This is a genomic window from Bordetella holmesii (assembly GCF_020735985.1).
Lineage (GTDB): Bacteria > Pseudomonadota > Gammaproteobacteria > Burkholderiales > Burkholderiaceae_B > Bordetella > Bordetella holmesii.
The window spans coordinates 3,537,340-3,551,523 of sequence record NZ_CP085973.1 but is presented as its reverse complement, the minus strand read 5'-3'; the positions used below and the strand labels follow the sequence as shown (position 1 = coordinate 3,551,523).

Annotated in this window: 15 protein-coding genes; 7 read left to right on the top strand and 8 right to left on the bottom strand. The window is 65.0% G+C overall.

What is annotated here, in order from left to right; translation table 11 throughout:
* Positions 1-73: 73 nt before the first annotated feature.
* From LK440_RS17085 to LK440_RS17075, 3 genes are read left to right on the top strand one after another with little or no spacing between them, the layout of a single operon-like run.
* Positions 74-901, top strand: coding sequence for a biotin--[acetyl-CoA-carboxylase] ligase (locus LK440_RS17085; protein ID WP_005017025.1), 828 nt, complete (start codon positions 74-76; stop codon positions 899-901).
* Positions 898-1,686, top strand: coding sequence for a type III pantothenate kinase (locus LK440_RS17080; protein WP_005017027.1), 789 nt, complete (start codon positions 898-900; stop codon positions 1,684-1,686). Before LK440_RS17085 ends, LK440_RS17080 begins: the two co-directional genes overlap by 4 nt.
* 12 nt (positions 1,687-1,698) lie before the next feature.
* Positions 1,699-1,863, top strand: a complete 165-nt coding sequence (locus tag LK440_RS17075; protein WP_005017028.1) for a hypothetical protein — start codon at positions 1,699-1,701, stop codon at positions 1,861-1,863.
* An 8-nt stretch (positions 1,864-1,871) separates the two neighbouring features.
* Here the strand turns inward: LK440_RS17075 and LK440_RS17070 are convergent, their stop codons facing one another.
* From LK440_RS17070 to rfbB, 6 genes are all read right to left on the bottom strand, one after another.
* Positions 1,872-3,083 carry a 3-deoxy-D-manno-octulosonic acid transferase gene (locus tag LK440_RS17070; protein ID WP_005017029.1) on the bottom strand — a complete coding sequence of 404 codons (1,212 nt, stop codon included), beginning with the start codon at positions 3,081-3,083 and terminating at the stop codon, positions 1,872-1,874.
* Positions 3,084-3,155: 72 nt separating this feature from the next.
* Positions 3,156-4,160, bottom strand: a complete 1,005-nt coding sequence (waaC, locus tag LK440_RS17065) for a lipopolysaccharide heptosyltransferase I (RefSeq protein WP_005017030.1) — start codon at positions 4,158-4,160, stop codon at positions 3,156-3,158.
* Between the two features lie 78 nt (positions 4,161-4,238).
* The gene (rfbC, locus tag LK440_RS17060; protein WP_005017033.1) at positions 4,239-4,811 is read right to left on the bottom strand and encodes a dTDP-4-dehydrorhamnose 3,5-epimerase; all 573 of its coding nucleotides are present in this window, start codon (positions 4,809-4,811) and stop codon (positions 4,239-4,241) included.
* Complete coding sequence (gene rfbA / locus LK440_RS17055; protein ID WP_005017035.1) at positions 4,808-5,689, bottom strand: glucose-1-phosphate thymidylyltransferase RfbA; 882 nt, start codon at positions 5,687-5,689, stop codon at positions 4,808-4,810. Before rfbA ends, rfbC begins: the two co-directional genes overlap by 4 nt.
* Positions 5,686-6,585, bottom strand: coding sequence for a dTDP-4-dehydrorhamnose reductase (gene rfbD, locus LK440_RS17050; RefSeq protein WP_005017039.1), 900 nt, complete (start codon positions 6,583-6,585; stop codon positions 5,686-5,688). The genes rfbA and rfbD overlap by 4 nt, the downstream gene beginning before the upstream one ends.
* On the bottom strand, positions 6,582-7,640 hold the full coding sequence (gene rfbB, locus LK440_RS17045) for a dTDP-glucose 4,6-dehydratase (RefSeq protein ID WP_025341268.1): 1,059 nt from the start codon (positions 7,638-7,640) through the stop codon (positions 6,582-6,584). The genes rfbD and rfbB overlap by 4 nt, the downstream gene beginning before the upstream one ends.
* A 217-nt stretch (positions 7,641-7,857) precedes the next feature.
* Between rfbB and LK440_RS17040 the strand changes: the two genes are divergently transcribed.
* The 4 genes from LK440_RS17040 (at position 7,858) to LK440_RS17025 (ending at position 12,102) form a co-directional block, all read left to right on the top strand.
* Positions 7,858-9,102: an O-antigen ligase family protein gene (locus tag LK440_RS17040; RefSeq protein ID WP_005017044.1), complete on the top strand. Its 1,245-nt coding sequence runs from the start codon at positions 7,858-7,860 to the stop codon at positions 9,100-9,102.
* Positions 9,103-9,209: 107 nt separating this feature from the next.
* Entirely contained in the window at positions 9,210-9,779 is a 570-nt protein-coding gene (locus LK440_RS17035) for an SRPBCC family protein (protein WP_025341269.1), read from the top strand.
* 87 nt (positions 9,780-9,866) lie between these two features.
* Positions 9,867-11,219 carry an MFS transporter gene (locus tag LK440_RS17030; protein ID WP_005017050.1) on the top strand — a complete coding sequence of 451 codons (1,353 nt, stop codon included), beginning with the start codon at positions 9,867-9,869 and terminating at the stop codon, positions 11,217-11,219.
* 10 nt (positions 11,220-11,229) lie between these two features.
* Positions 11,230-12,102: a DMT family transporter gene (locus LK440_RS17025; protein WP_005017051.1), complete on the top strand. Its 873-nt coding sequence runs from the start codon at positions 11,230-11,232 to the stop codon at positions 12,100-12,102.
* Between the two features lie 5 nt (positions 12,103-12,107).
* Here LK440_RS17025 and clsB read toward each other — a convergent pair whose 3' ends face one another.
* Both clsB and LK440_RS17015 read right to left on the bottom strand, forming a co-directional pair.
* Complete coding sequence (gene clsB / locus LK440_RS17020) at positions 12,108-13,319, bottom strand: cardiolipin synthase ClsB (protein ID WP_005017054.1); 1,212 nt, start codon at positions 13,317-13,319, stop codon at positions 12,108-12,110.
* Complete coding sequence (locus LK440_RS17015; RefSeq protein WP_005017059.1) at positions 13,316-14,176, bottom strand: endonuclease/exonuclease/phosphatase family protein; 861 nt, start codon at positions 14,174-14,176, stop codon at positions 13,316-13,318. Before LK440_RS17015 ends, clsB begins: the two co-directional genes overlap by 4 nt.
* Positions 14,177-14,184: the final 8 nt, after the last annotated feature.

The following is a 14,184-nucleotide window of genomic DNA, read 5'->3' as shown; positions in this document are numbered from 1 at the left end:
ATAGTGATTCTAGCCGTTACACATCATATAGCGCCCAGATGACAGCGCTCGTTGCCCTACAATTCCGCCCATCATGCCCGTCCACGCCCTAGACCTGCCCGCGCCCGATACGCTGCAACGCGCCGTTCACGCGCGTCTGCCCGGATTCACCCATGTGCAATGGGTGGCCAGCACCGGATCGACCAATGCCGATCTTCTGGCGCGCGCGCGCCAGAGTCAGACACCCAAGCCCTGGCTGCTGGGTGCGCATCTGCAGGAGGCCGGCCGAGGCCGCGCCGGACGCGCCTGGAAAAACCGCAGCGGCGCCACGCTGATGTTCTCGTGCGCGTTCGACGTGCATTTGCCAGCACCGCAATTGCCGGCGCTTTCGCCCATGGCAGGGCTGGCGGCGTGCGAAGCCTTGCGGCATTTGAGCGCGCAAACCGGTGTCTGCGTGAAATGGCCAAACGACGTCCAGTGGCATGAAGCCAAACTGGCCGGCGTACTGGCCGAGACCACGCGCAACCCCGACGGCAACGGCCATACCGTTGTCATCGGCATGGGTCTGAACCTGCGCGACGCCGACATGCTCTCGGCCAATCTGCAGCGCGCCATTGCCGACTGGTCCCAGGTCGACGCCCAGGACCGGGTCCGAGACGCGGCCGACATCGTGCAAGCCACGGCGCTAGCCTGGCAGCAAGCCGTCGCGGATCTCGAACAGCACGGCTTTGCCGCCTTCGTCCAGCGCTATGCCCAGGCCGATGCGCTGCACGGCCGCAGCGTCAACGTGATCGATCGCGGCGAGGTGCTGTACGGCGGCCAAGCCGCCGGCGTTGACGTACTGGGCCGGCTGCAGGTCCAGTGCGATCACGGTCTGATGGCGGTGACTGCCGGCGAAATTTCGGTGCGCCCTCAGCCATGATCCTGTTGATCGACTCCGGCAACAGCCGCCTGAAGCTTGGCTGGCTCCATCTCGACAGCGGTGCGCGCGAACCCGAGCCCGTGGCCTTCGATAATCTGGATCTGCAGGCCTTGGGGGCCTGGCTGCAGACGCTGCGTCACAAACCCGTGCGTGCCATCGGCGTCAATGTCGCCGGTGCGCAGCGCGGTGCGGCGATCGCCGCGGCGATGAAGGGCTGTGCCATCGAGTGGAAACGCCCGCAACGCGACGTGTTAGGCATGACCAATGCCTATCGCCATCAGGACCAGTTGGGCGCGGATCGCTGGGCAGCCATGCTGGGCCTGCACATGCGCTTGCCCGCCGGGCATCCGCCCGCGTTGCTGGCCTCCTTCGGCACCGCAACCACGCTGGATACGCTGGGCCCGGATAACGAATTCGCCGGCGGCCTCATCCTGCCCGGCCCGGCCATGATGCGTGGCTCGCTGGTCCACGGCACGGCCAATCTGCCGCTGGCCGAAGGGCCTGTCACCCCTTACCCGACCGAAACCCATGAAGCGATCGCCACCGGCATCGCCGCCGCACAGGCCGGAGCACTCGTCAGGCAGTGGCTGGCGGGCCATGCACGGTATGGCAAGGCACCCGAGGTCTATGTCGCCGGCGGCGGCTGGACCGAGGTCCAGCCCGAGATAGAGCGTTTGTTGCGTCTGGTGGGGGCAAGTCTGGGGGCCGTCTCGACGCCGACCTTCCTAAAAGCTCCCGTGCTCGACGGTCTGGCCGCGCTGGCCGCTGCGACAGCCGCCCACTAGCCAAGGATCCCGATGCGCATCCTGTTTCTCGTACTGTTGTTGGCCAACGTCTGGGCTTATGGCCTGGGACAGGGCTGGCTGGGGCCGCGTCCCGATGACGAAGGACGTGATCCGCGCCGCCTGACCCAGCAACTCAACGCCGGCCAAGTCAGCCTGGCACCCAAGCGCCAGGATTGACGGCCGCACTAGGTCTGCGCCGCCAGCATGTCTTGCAGGGCGGCGAGGCTGCGCGCGACGGCGCCTTTGTGATCCTGCGTCCATGTACGCGCCGCGCAGGCACGGCGCTGCAGCAAAGCCGGGTCGCCCACCCATTGGTCGGCCAACTGCAAGGCCTGGCGGGCGTCGTGGACGCGCTCAGCCGCGCCTGCCTCGATGGCATCGCGGGTGGCTTGCTCAAAATTGAACGTATGCTGGCCGGTGACCACCGGCGTGCCGACCGCACAGGCCTCAATGAGGTTCTGCCCGCCCAGCGGCACGAAACTGCCACCGATGATGGCCACATCCGCAGCCGCGTAATAAAGCGGCATCTCGCCGAGCGTGTCGCCCACCACCACGTCGATGTCCGAGCCGGGCACGGCCTGCAAGGCCGAGCGGCGCACGGTTTTGAACCCGGCAGTCTGCGCTTGCTCCCAGGCCTGGTCAAAACGCTGCGGGTGGCGCGGGATCAAAAGATAAAGGGGACGGGGGGCAGCCAGCGTGCGCATGGCCTGCAGAAAAAGGGCATCCTCACCCTCGCGGGTGCTGGCAATCGCCACCACCGGACGCCCCACTGCTTCGCGCCATGCATGGCCGGCACGACATTGCGCCGGCGGCAGATCGACATCGAATTTCAGGTTTCCTGTCACCGTCACCGCCCGAGCACCCGCGGCGGCCAGACGCTGGGCATCGGCGGGGGTCTGCGCCAGTACCTGCTGCAGACCCGCCATCGCCTCACGCATCACCCGGCCCATGCGCAACGACGCGCGCAATGAACGCGCCGAGAACCGTGCGCTCACCAGTGCCATGGGCACGTTGGCCGCGCGGGCAGCAGCCAGCAGATTGGGCCAGATTTCACGCTCGATGATCAGGCCGCAGCGCGGCGCATAAAGGTCGAAGAAACGCCGACAGGCCCGCGGGAAATCATAGGGTAACCAGGCCTGGCGCAACTGTCCCTGGCTAATGGCCTCGCCGAAAAGGCGCGCCCCTTCGGCCCGCCCGGTAGCGGTCATGTGGGTCAGCAAGACAGGCAAGCCTTGCGCCAGCAGCCCCGCTACCAGAGGCTGGGCGGCACGGGTCTCGCCCAAGCTGACCGCATGCACCCATACCGCGCCGCGCATCACCTCGCCTTCGGCATGGCCAAACCGCGTGCGCGCCAGGACTTCCCATTGGCCCGGTACGCGCCTGGAGCGCCGCCACATGCCCAGCCATAAGACTGGAGCGGCCAGGCAAAACAGTGCTGTGTAGAGACCGCGACGCACGCCCGCCCCTTCTCAGCGCGCCGCCAACGCCTGCTCGACCGCGGCCATGACGGCCTCACGAGAGGGAGCGGCGCCGCGATCACCAAGACTGGCGGTGTAGTTGGACCCCACCAGCGGCGTGCGAACCGGGGTGGAGGCACGATAAATACCAATGGTCGGACGGCCCAGCGCCGCGGACAAATGGGTCAGGCCGCTGTCCAGCCCCACCATCAGACGTGAGCCGGCCAACACCCGGGCCACCGACGTCAGATCCATGCGCGGCAGCACTTCCACCCCTTCCATGCCGGCCACCAGAAGGCGGGCACGTTGGGCTTCCTGGTCGTTGCCGGCCAGAAGGCGCAACGTGCACCCCGCCTCCTGCAGACGGCGGAAAACCGCGCGCCAATCGTCCTCGGGCCAGAGCTTGTCCTCACGGCTTGCCGAAGGCATGATCACCGCATAACCGCGATCATTGTCCACATGGTGCAGGCGGCGGCCCGCTTCGGGTGCAGGCGGGCTGGCCGGCTGCGAGAAAAACCCCTGCAGGCCAAAATCCGGCGCGCCGCCATAGGTGTAGCCAAAGGTCTGCGCCGCCAGCTTGCGTTGCCGGATCACGGCCGGTTGCCAGAACTCAACCCGATGCCGCACGTTATAAAACAGCGAGGCCAGCGGCTCGCGTGCCGAGCGCCAATCCAGGCCATGACGCACCCCGCGGGTCTGGCGCACCAGCCAGGCCGATTTCAGCAAGGCCTGCATGTCGAGCACGATGTCATAGGGTTCGCTGCGCAGACGCTCGGCCAGAGCCTTGCGCTCGGCACGCACCTGCTCTGACCACCAGGCCTTGCGCCAGCGCCTGTGAGCCACCTTGATGACATGGCGGACGGCCGGATGCCAGCCAGGGATTTCGGCAAATGCTTCTTCCGCGATCCAATCTATCTGGGCATCGGGCACATGGCGGGCAATATCAGAAATTGCGGGCAGCATGTGCACCAGATCGCCCAAAGACGACGTGCGAACGATCAATATGCGGGTAGGCATCAACGCTGGGCGCACCCGGGAGGCGGGCGCTGGATCTTGTAAACCCTCGGAATTTACATCAATTAGCGAAGGCGCTGCTCAGACAGGCAGTTGGCCATCCCTGCCGGCCTCGTGCAGCCCAGGGGCCTGCGCGTCGCGCGCCGACATCAAGGCGGGCGCGGCGGGCCAGCGTATACCAATGGCGGGGTCGTCCCAGCGCAAGGCGCGCTCGTGGCTGGCCGAGTAGTAGGCCGTGACCTTATAGAGCACTTCGCTGCCTTCGGCCAATGACAGAAAGCCATGCGCGAAACCGGCTGGGATCCACAGGCTGCGGCCATCAGCCGCTGACAGCGTCACTCCGATCCATTGACCGAAACTGGCCGAACCGGGACGCACATCGACGGCCACGTCGAACACTTCTCCAGCCACTACGCTGACCAACTTGCCCTGCGCTTGCGGCGCCAACTGGTAGTGCAAGCCACGCAAGACACCGCGCCCCGAACGGGAATGATTCTCCTGCACGAAGGCACCAGGCAGAGCCTGGCCGGTGGCGTTGAGCGCCGCCTCGAACCTGTCCTGCCGGAACCGCTCGGCAAACCAGCCGCGGTCATCGGCCAGCATGTGCGGCTCGATCAATAACACGCCTGCCAAGGCGGTGGGACGAATATTCATGAACGTGACTCCTGCAACACGCGCAGCAGATACTGCCCATAACCGTTATCGCCCATGCGACGCGCCTGACGCGTCAGTTGTTCGGCGTCGATCCAGCCGGCGTGATAGGCGATCTCTTCCAGGCAGGCGATCTTCAGACCCTGGCGTTGCTCGATGGTGTTGACGAAATGGCCAGCCTCCATCAAGGCCTCATGCGTGCCGGTGTCCAGCCACGCGAACCCGCGGCCTAGAAGCTCTACCCTCAGGTCCCCGCGAACCAGATAAAGCCGATTGATATCGGTAATCTCCAGTTCGCCGCGCGCCGAAGGTTTCAGACCGCGTGCCAGGTCGATGACGTCGTTGTCATAGAAATACAAGCCTGTGACGGTATGGTTCGAGCGCGGCCGCAGCGGCTTTTCTTCGATGCTGATGGCGCGTTGCTGCGCATCGAAAGCCACCACGCCATAGCGTTGAGGATCGCGGACCTGATAGCCGAATACCGTGGCGCCGTGTGTGCGCGCGGCGGCAGCCTGCAACACCGGGATGAAATGGTGCCCGTAGAAAATATTGTCGCCCAGAATGAGGCAAACCGGGTCCTGGCCGATGAAGTGCTGACCAATCAGAAAGGCCTGAGCCAGCCCCTGCGGCGCGGCCTGGGTGGCATAGCTCAGATTCAACCCGAACGCCGCACCGTCGCCCAGCAGCCGTTGGAAGGCGGGCAGGTCGGACTCGGTCGTGATGAGCAGAATCTCGCGTATGCCCGCCAGCATCAACACCGACAGCGGGTAATAAATCATGGGTTTGTCATACACCGGCAGCAACTGCTTGGACAGGCCCAAGGTGGCCGGGTACAGGCGGCTGCCGGTGCCGCCGGCCAGGACGATACCTTTTTTGATCATGCGTCGCGCCTCCAGGGGCAGGCCCACCAATCCGCCAACAGCCTGTCCACGCCTTCGCGCCAGTCTGGCAGGCGCAGCCCAAACACGGCTTGCAGCCGCGCACAATCCAGACGTGAGTTCAAGGGCCGCAGAGCCGGCTGAGGATAATCGGCGCTGGAGATGGCGTGCAGGGTCTGCACCCCCAGCGACCAGCCGAGACGACGTGCCTGTTCAACCAGGTATTGCGCATAGGCATGCCGGGACACTGCACCGGCAGCGGCCAGGTGATACAGACCGCTGACGGCGGGTTGCAAGCGCGCCTGACGCAAGGCCTGCGCCGTGACGTCGGCGATCAGGTCCGCACTGGTGGGCGCACCGATCTGATCATCAACGATACGCATCTGCGGTTGACGGGCCGCCATCTGCAACACGCTACGCGGGAAATTTGCGCCGTGCAGGCCATATACCCAGGAGGTGCGCAGCAACAGATGATGCACGCCGCTTTGGCGCACGGCCTCGTCACCGGCCAGTTTGCTCTGGCCATAGCAATTCAGCGGTGCAGCCGGGCTCGTTTCATCTCGCCAGTGCTGTCCCGAGCCGTCATACACGTACTCGCTGGAGTAATGCACCAGCCAGCCCCTGCTGGCGCGCATATGGCGCGCCAGCAGGTCGGGAGCCTCGGCATTGATGCGCAGCGCCAGTTCGGGCTCGGCCTGGACCCGATCCACGTCGGTGAACGCCGCCGCATTGACGACGACATCAGGTCCGGCTGCGCGCACAAGCCGCCGCAAGCCATCGAGATCCGCGAGATCCAGTCCCGAATCGCGCCCCACCGCCAACACCTCGCCCAGCGGTGCCAGCGCGCGCCGCAGCGCCCGGCCCAATTGACCATCCTTACCCAGAAGAAGGAGTTTCATGAAGCGTTCGCGCCTGTCCAGCGCGCCGGATAAGCGCCGCTTTCCACATCCGCGATCCACTCGGGATTGTCGAGATACCAGGCCACCGTCTTGGCCAGGCCACTGCCGAAGTCTTCACGCGGCGTCCAGCCCAGCTCAGCGGCGGCCTTGCCACTGTCGAGCGCGTAACGCCGGTCATGTCCGGGCCGGTCAGCCACGTGCGCGATGAGATCCCGGTAATGCCCCATCTTCGGCGGTCGCAGCACCTGCAGCAGATCGCACAACTGCTGCACGACCTCCAGATTGCGCAACTCACAGGAGCCACCGATGTTATAGGTTTGCCCGGGCCGACCAAGACGCAGCGCCGCGCATAGCGCCCGGGCATGGTCTTCCACGTAGATCCAGTCGCGCACTTGATCCCCTGCCCCGTAGATGGTCAGCGGCCACCCTCGCAACGCCGACACCAGCATCAGCGGAATCAGCTTTTCGGGAAACTGGCACGGGCCGTAATTGTTCGACGCGTTGGTCACCACGACCGGAAGACCATACGTGCGATGCCAGGCGCGGGCCAAGTGGTCGGCGCCGGCCTTGCTGGCCGCGTACGGAGAGCTCGGCGCGTACGGACTGGTTTCGATAAAACGCCCCGCCCGCAGGCCCAGATCGCCGTAGACCTCATCGGTCGATACCTGCAGAAAACGGAAATTCTCCCTGGCAGGTTGCGGCAGGCCCGCCCAATACGTCCGGGCGGCTTCCAGCAGGACATAACTGCCCACCAGATTGGTCTGTATGAACTGCCCCGGACCATCGATGGATCGATCCACGTGCGACTCCGCCGCCAGATGCATGACGGCATCGGGACGATGACGCTCGAAGACCGCCTGCAGGGCCGCCCCGTCGCAGATATCCACACGCTCGAAGCTGTGGCGGGGGTGCGAGGCGCATTCCTGCAAGGAGGCAAGGTTGCCGGCATAGCTGAGCTTGTCGACATTGACCACGCTGTCCTGCGTGTCACGGACGATGTGGCGAATCAGCGCCGAACCGATGAAACCGGCGCCGCCGGTAATCAGGATTTTCATAAAGGCGTGTACGGCAAGACCGCGACCGGACCGGCCGCAGACGATCATTGTAGCCAGAGCCTCGTGCGCCCCCTGCTGGGGCCTCCGATTCGCATTCGGACGGACGCGCTAACCGGTTAATGAGCATTGCAGGCACGATTCCCTATAATCCGGCCCCGCTGCAAATGCAGCTGACCTTTTTTCCGGCTGGCCCAATGCGCGGGCACGCACCACATCGATGTTTAACCGTTTTTCTTGCTGGCTGCTGATCGCAACCATCACCGCTATCCCCACGCTGTTGCTGACCACCTCCGGTGGCGGCAGTGCGGCGTTCTATCTTTCCCTTCTTCTCTGTCTACCGATATGTGCCACCGCCGCGCAGCCCATCGCGCTGCGCGGCTATCGCAGCCTCATGCTCGCGGCCTGCGCTCCACTGGCCGTGGCGCTGCTAAACAGTGCCCTGCATGCGGGCTGGAGCAGCTCCGCTGTTGAACGTGGTCTGCGCCTGGCCGTCGGCGTGCCTTTGCTGCTCGCTGCCATGCAGGCTATCGGTCCCGAACGCCTGAAGCAGACGCTTTGGGGCGTACTGGCAGCCGGATGGGCCGGCACCATCACGCTGCTCAGCCTGGTAGGAAGCGATCTGACCAAACGTCCGTTGACCGACCAGTACAACGCGGTCGGGTATGGCAACCTCTTGCTGCTGCTCGCGGTGCTGTCCTTGTTCTCACTGAGCTGGCGCCTGACACGCCATGCCCGATGGGAGAACACCGTCAAACTACTGACGCTGGTGGTGACTTTTCTCAGTTTTATCCTCACGCAGACGCGCAGCGGCTGGGTGGCGTTGCCGGTGTTCATCCTTCTGGCGCTGGCCGTCTACGCACGCATTCGCCATCCGGCGCGCCTGGTGGCGACAGCCATCGGCATCCTGGCCGCGCTGGTGGCGCTGGGCTCGACAAGCCCCGCTCTGCGTGGCCGGGTCGATCAGGGTGTGGCTCAGTATCGCGAATGCCAGACCGCGCCCAACAGCAACACATCGGTCTGCATTCGTTTGCAGCTCTGGCGCGCCGCCTGGGCCATGATGCTCGACGATCCCATCAAGGGAAGTGGGCCGACGGGCTTTGCTCCCCGCCTGCAAGAGCTGGCCGCGCGGAACACCATCTCGCCGCACGTCGCCGAGCATTTCGGCGAGCCCCACAACGACTTGCTGGAATCCCTGGCGCTCTATGGCATTCCGGGCGGTATCGCGCTCGTCCTGCTCTACGGCATGCCTGCCCTGCTGTTTGTGCGTCGCCTGCAGCGGACTCTGCCTCAGGCCGTGCGCGCGGCAGCGGCCATGGGGGTGGCTGTCTGCCTGGGCTTTGCGCTCTTTGGCCTGACCGAACTCATGTTCCGAGGTATGCGCACCATCGGCTTCTACGCGGTTCTTGTGGCGCTGTTCGCCGTACTGTCCGATCCGCGGCTCCACCACAAGGGCACCGAGTAAAACCGGGGCATGGCGTTTGGCGGTGATTGGTAGCACAATAGGTCAAACGACCTGGCCGTAGAAGCCGGGCCCGGATGCTGGGATCGCCACACAGCAAGGAGACAGCCATGCGCATCACCGATGCACAATGGGTTCCTTCAACGCCGCACCAAACCTGGGCTGCCCTCTTTGACCCGGGCGTGCTGCAGCGTTGCCTGCCGGGATGCATCCATGTCCGCCGCGTTACTGACACCGAGTACGCCATTACCGTGCGTGCCAAGGTCGGCGGCCTGGATGCCGAGTACGCGGGTGAGGTCCTGGTGTCGGATGCCGAGGCCGCGCAATGTTGCTCGCTGGCCTTCGATGGCAAGGGCGCGGCGGCCGGACTTGCCATCGGCACGGCAGACGTGCGCTTGAGCCCCAAGGACAATGGCACCCGTATTTCCTATGTCGTGACGGCCACAGCCGGCGGCAAGCTGGCCGCCTTGGGTGAGCCTGCAATCCTGAAGGCCGCAGGCAAGATCATCGATCGGTTCTTCACGGCGTTCGGCGATCACCTGGCCAGCGTGCCTCGCCAGGCCCCGCCCCCGCCGCCGCCCGCTGCAGAACCCCGCGGCCTGTCCTCCTCACGCTGGTCCTGGGTCATGGCGCTGGCGGTAGTCGTGATGCTGGTGGGGTATCACACGCTGTTCAAATAGCAGACGCTTGCCGGTGATATTCTTGCCGGCATGACTGCTCCTTCCTCTGACTCAGAAACTTCCCCGCATTCCCGGCGCGACCTCCTGATGGCCATGGCCGGCGTGTCCGCCACAGTCGTGCTGGTGGCGTTCGACTCAACCATCGTCAGCACCACCCTGCCGCGGGTCGCCGAAGCACTCAACGGCATGGCGTTGTACGCCTGGGTGGGCACGGGCTACCTGCTGGCCACCGCGGCCTCCATCCTCATCTTTGGTCGCCTCGGTGATATGTTCGGGCGCAAACCCCTGATGCTGGTCTCCGTGTCGTTGGTGGCACTGGGCTCGATTGCCTGCGGCCTGTCCCAGAGTATGGGGCAGTTGATCGCCTTTCGAACCTTACAGGGGGTTGGCGGCGGAATGATGATTGCCACGGCCTTTGCGGCGCCTGCCGACCTCTTTCCCGATGCTCGCGAACGGGTCCGCTGGATGGCGCTGGTATCGGCGGCGTTCGCCATGGCCAGCGGCATCGGGCCGGTGCTGGGCGGCGCGGCCACTCAGGCGCTGGGCTGGCGCGCGGCCTTTTTCATCGCCCCTATTGCGGCCGTCGCGGCGCTGTTTTTGCTGGCACGCTACTTCCCACGTATCGCCCCCGCGCACGCCAAGGCCGGCCGCATCGATTGGCTCGGCGCATTTTTGCTCATCGTGTTGGTGGCCGCACCCCTGGCAGCCATGGAATTGGCATTCGCCCCCGGCGACAGTGCCCGGCCCAAGCTGGCCGCGGGCCTGGCACTGGCCGCGCTGGCGGCCGGTTGCTGCCTCATTCCTCACGAAAGGCGCGTGGTCTCACCTATCTTTCCTTTGCGCATTCTGGCTGGCGCCGAGCCGCGCCTGCTCAACATGGCCGCCGTCGCGGTGGGCGCAACCATGTTCATCCTGGTGTTCTACAGCCCGCTGCTGCTGCAGCAGGTGCTGCATTACAGCCCCAGTGAGGCCGGCCTGCTGCTCACGCCGCTGGTGGCCGCCATTTCGCTGGGAAGCATCATCAACGGCCGCCTCTTTCCCAAGCAGGCCGAGCCGCAACGGCTGATGGTCTTCGGCGGCCTGTTGCTTGCAGCCGGATCGGCCATGGTATTGGCTACGGGCGAAGGCACCGCCACCTGGTGGATAGTCGCGGCCTTTGCCGTCAACGGAACCGCGCTCGGGTTTCTGCTGCCCAATCTAACCCTATTCATGCAAATGTTGAGCGACCGCCGCGATGTGGGTGTGGCTTCGGCCCTGGTGCAAACCACGCGGGCCGTGGGCAGCGCCGCCGGCACCGCGCTGGTCGGCATCGCGATCTCTCATACCTCGGTCCTCATCGGTGTGCGCATCGGCCTGACGCTGTGCCTGGCCCTGTCCTTGGTTACCGCCGTCATCGCTCATCGCATCAAGATGAAGAACGTCATCACCCGCCGGTCCTGATTCCCCCGCCATGCAACGCCGAGAACTCTTAGAACTGATTGCACTGGCCGCCGTTTGGGGCGGATCTTTCCTGTTCATGCGCGTTGCGGTGCCGGAATTCGGGCCCGCGCCGCTCATCGAACTGCGCGTGGGGTTGGGCGCGCTGGTGCTGCTGCCTCTGGCCATCCTGCGCGGCCGCCTGGGCATTATGGCGCGGCACTGGAAAGCCATCTTTGGGGTTGGGCTGTTCAACGCCGCCCTGCCCTTTCTGCTCTATGCCTATGCCTCGATCTCGCTAGGCGCAGGCTTTCTGTCGGTTGCCAACGCCGTCACGCCAGTCTGGGGCGCGGTGATCGGTTGGCTCTGGCTGCGCGACCGGCTTCCCGCCATGCGCATCCTGGGGCTGGCAATAGGCTTTGTGGGCAATCTCGTGCTGGTATGGGACAAGCTGCAGTTCCAGGAGGGCGGCAGCGGCCCCGCGGTTCTCGCCGCCCTTGCCGCACCGCTTTTCTACGGCGTCGCTGCCAACTGGACCAAACGCTTTCTGAGCGGCGTGGACGCGTTGGCCAACGCCACCGGCAGCATGCTCAGTGCATCGCTGGTACTGTTGCCCCTGGCCATCGCCCATTGGCCCGAACAAGCCGTCTCCTCGCAAGCCTGGATCGCCACGGTCTTGCTCGCTGTCCTGTGCACCGGGGCGGCGTATGTCGTCTTCTTTCGCCTGATCCTGGTACTGGGCCCGACGGCCGCGGTCAGCGTCACGTTCCTCGTGCCGGTGTTTGGTGTGTTCTGGGGGGTCACGCTATTGGGCGAAGCGCTCACGCCAAGCATGCTGACCGGCGCGGCGATCATTCTGGCTGGCACCGCACTTGCGTTGGGATTGGTTGCGCCGCGCAAGCGCTGAGGCGCTCAGAACTTGTCGGCTCGGCCCGTCAGGGCCACGCCTACGCGCAGTGCGGTGTAGGCCAGGACATCGACCACCCGCCACATCCAACTGCGACGCCGGTAGTCCAAGGGCCGTATGAGCTGGCCGCCATCGGCAATGGCCCGCTCCAACCGTTGCTGCAGGTCGTGCGCAAACGCCGGGTCGTCCACCACAACGTTGGCCTCGCGCGCCAATAGCAGGCTGAACGGATCCAGATTGGAGGAACCTACCGTGGCAATGTCATCTATCACCGCCACCTTGGCGTGCAGATAGGCTGGCATGTACTCATAGATCTCGATGCCGTCGCGCAGCAACTGATCATAAAGAGAACGGCTGGCGAAATACTGCAGGTAGTACTCCGGCCTGCCCTGCAGCAGCAACCGCACCCGCACGCCACGGCCAGCAGCCTGGGCCAGCGTACGCCGGAATTGCCGACCCGGGAAAAAGTACGCATTGGCGATCAGGACCTCGTGCCGGGCATGCTCGATGCCGTTGAGATAGGCACGCTCGAAGGTCTGCCGAAAGCGCAAATTATCGCGCAACACCAGCGCAGCGCGCAGGCTGCCGCAGGCACGGCCATGCTGCGGATGCGGCCGTCGTAACCGCAGGCGGCGCCAATCCGACGGATGACGCCGCAGTCGAGCCCAACTCAATCTCACCCACAGCAGATCCTGAGCGTAAATGATCTGCGGCACCAGCGGCCCCTCGATTCGCACCGCAAAGTCAAAGCGCGGGCCGGGAATATCATCGTCCGGGTCGAGGTCATCGTAGTCGTCGACGATGTTGATGCCGCCCACGAATGCGATGGCCGCGTCGATGACGGTCACCTTGCGGTGCAGGCGGCGCAAGCGGTTGCGCGAGAATTTCAAGCGGCCCAGCCAGCGCGGCTCGGGTCGAAACACGCGGCAATGCCCACCGGCGTCGTGGATGCGCTGCATCACCTCGGGTGCCGAGGTGGCGCTGCCAAAGCCATCGAGCACGACCCGCACCTTCACCCCACGCTGTGCGGCCCGCTCCAGGCAATCCAGTATCTGGCGGCCGGTGCGGTCCAGAATGAAGATATAGGTCTCCAGGTGCACGCTCACGCTGGCCTGGTCGATGGCCGCACACAGTGCCGGGAAAAAATCCGCGCCATTTTGCAGCAAGTCTATGGCATTGCCGTCCGTCCAGGACAGACGGGCCGTGTCGGTCCTCACGGCAACTCGAGCTCCGTGAGCAGCGGCGCATGATCGGAAAGGCGCGCCCATTGACGGCCGCGCAGAACGCGTGCACTGCGCACGGCAAAACCGCGCTGATAAATGCGATCGAGGCGGAACCACGGGAACAGCGCCGGAAATGTGCGCGGCGGCGGCAAGGGGCAATACGCGCCCCCCATACCCAGTTGATTGCTGCGCTCTATGACCGCACTGTTTCCCGGCACCCCGCGCAGGACGTCGCTGAGCCGGCGCATGGAATCCCTCAGGCGCGGCAGTTCACCGCCCGAGCTGCGCGGCGCATGCGAGAACACCTCGTACAAACCCAGCTGCTGCACGAACTGCGGCGCCAGCTTGTCGCCCCAATCGTTGAAGTCGCCGGCAATGAGCAGGGGGGCGCCATCGGGCACTTCGGCACGTATGCGTTCGATCAGCGCCTGGATCTGCCGCTGGCGGCTGCTGGCAAACAAGCCCAAATGCACGACCAGGCAATGCACCTCGGTGCCGCCGACGTCGATACGGGCATGCAACAACCCGCGCTGCTCCAGCTTGTGATCGGAGATGTCCTGGTTGAAATGGTCGAGTATGTGATAGCGCGACAGCAACGCATTGCCGTGATCCGTGGCATCGCGCACGGCATTGCGCCCATAGGCGACGTTCAGATGCAGCGCAGCGCCCAGTGACTCATGCTGGGCGTGAAGCATGGAGGATGTTTCGTTGCGACCCTGAACTTCCTGGAGAAACACCAGGTCGGGACGCAGGCCGTACAGGCCCAGGCGCAGGTCGTTTAACGACTCATGGCGCCCAAGGGACGAACGCCCCTTGTGAATGTTGTAGCTGACGACGCGAATAAGCGACATAAACCGTA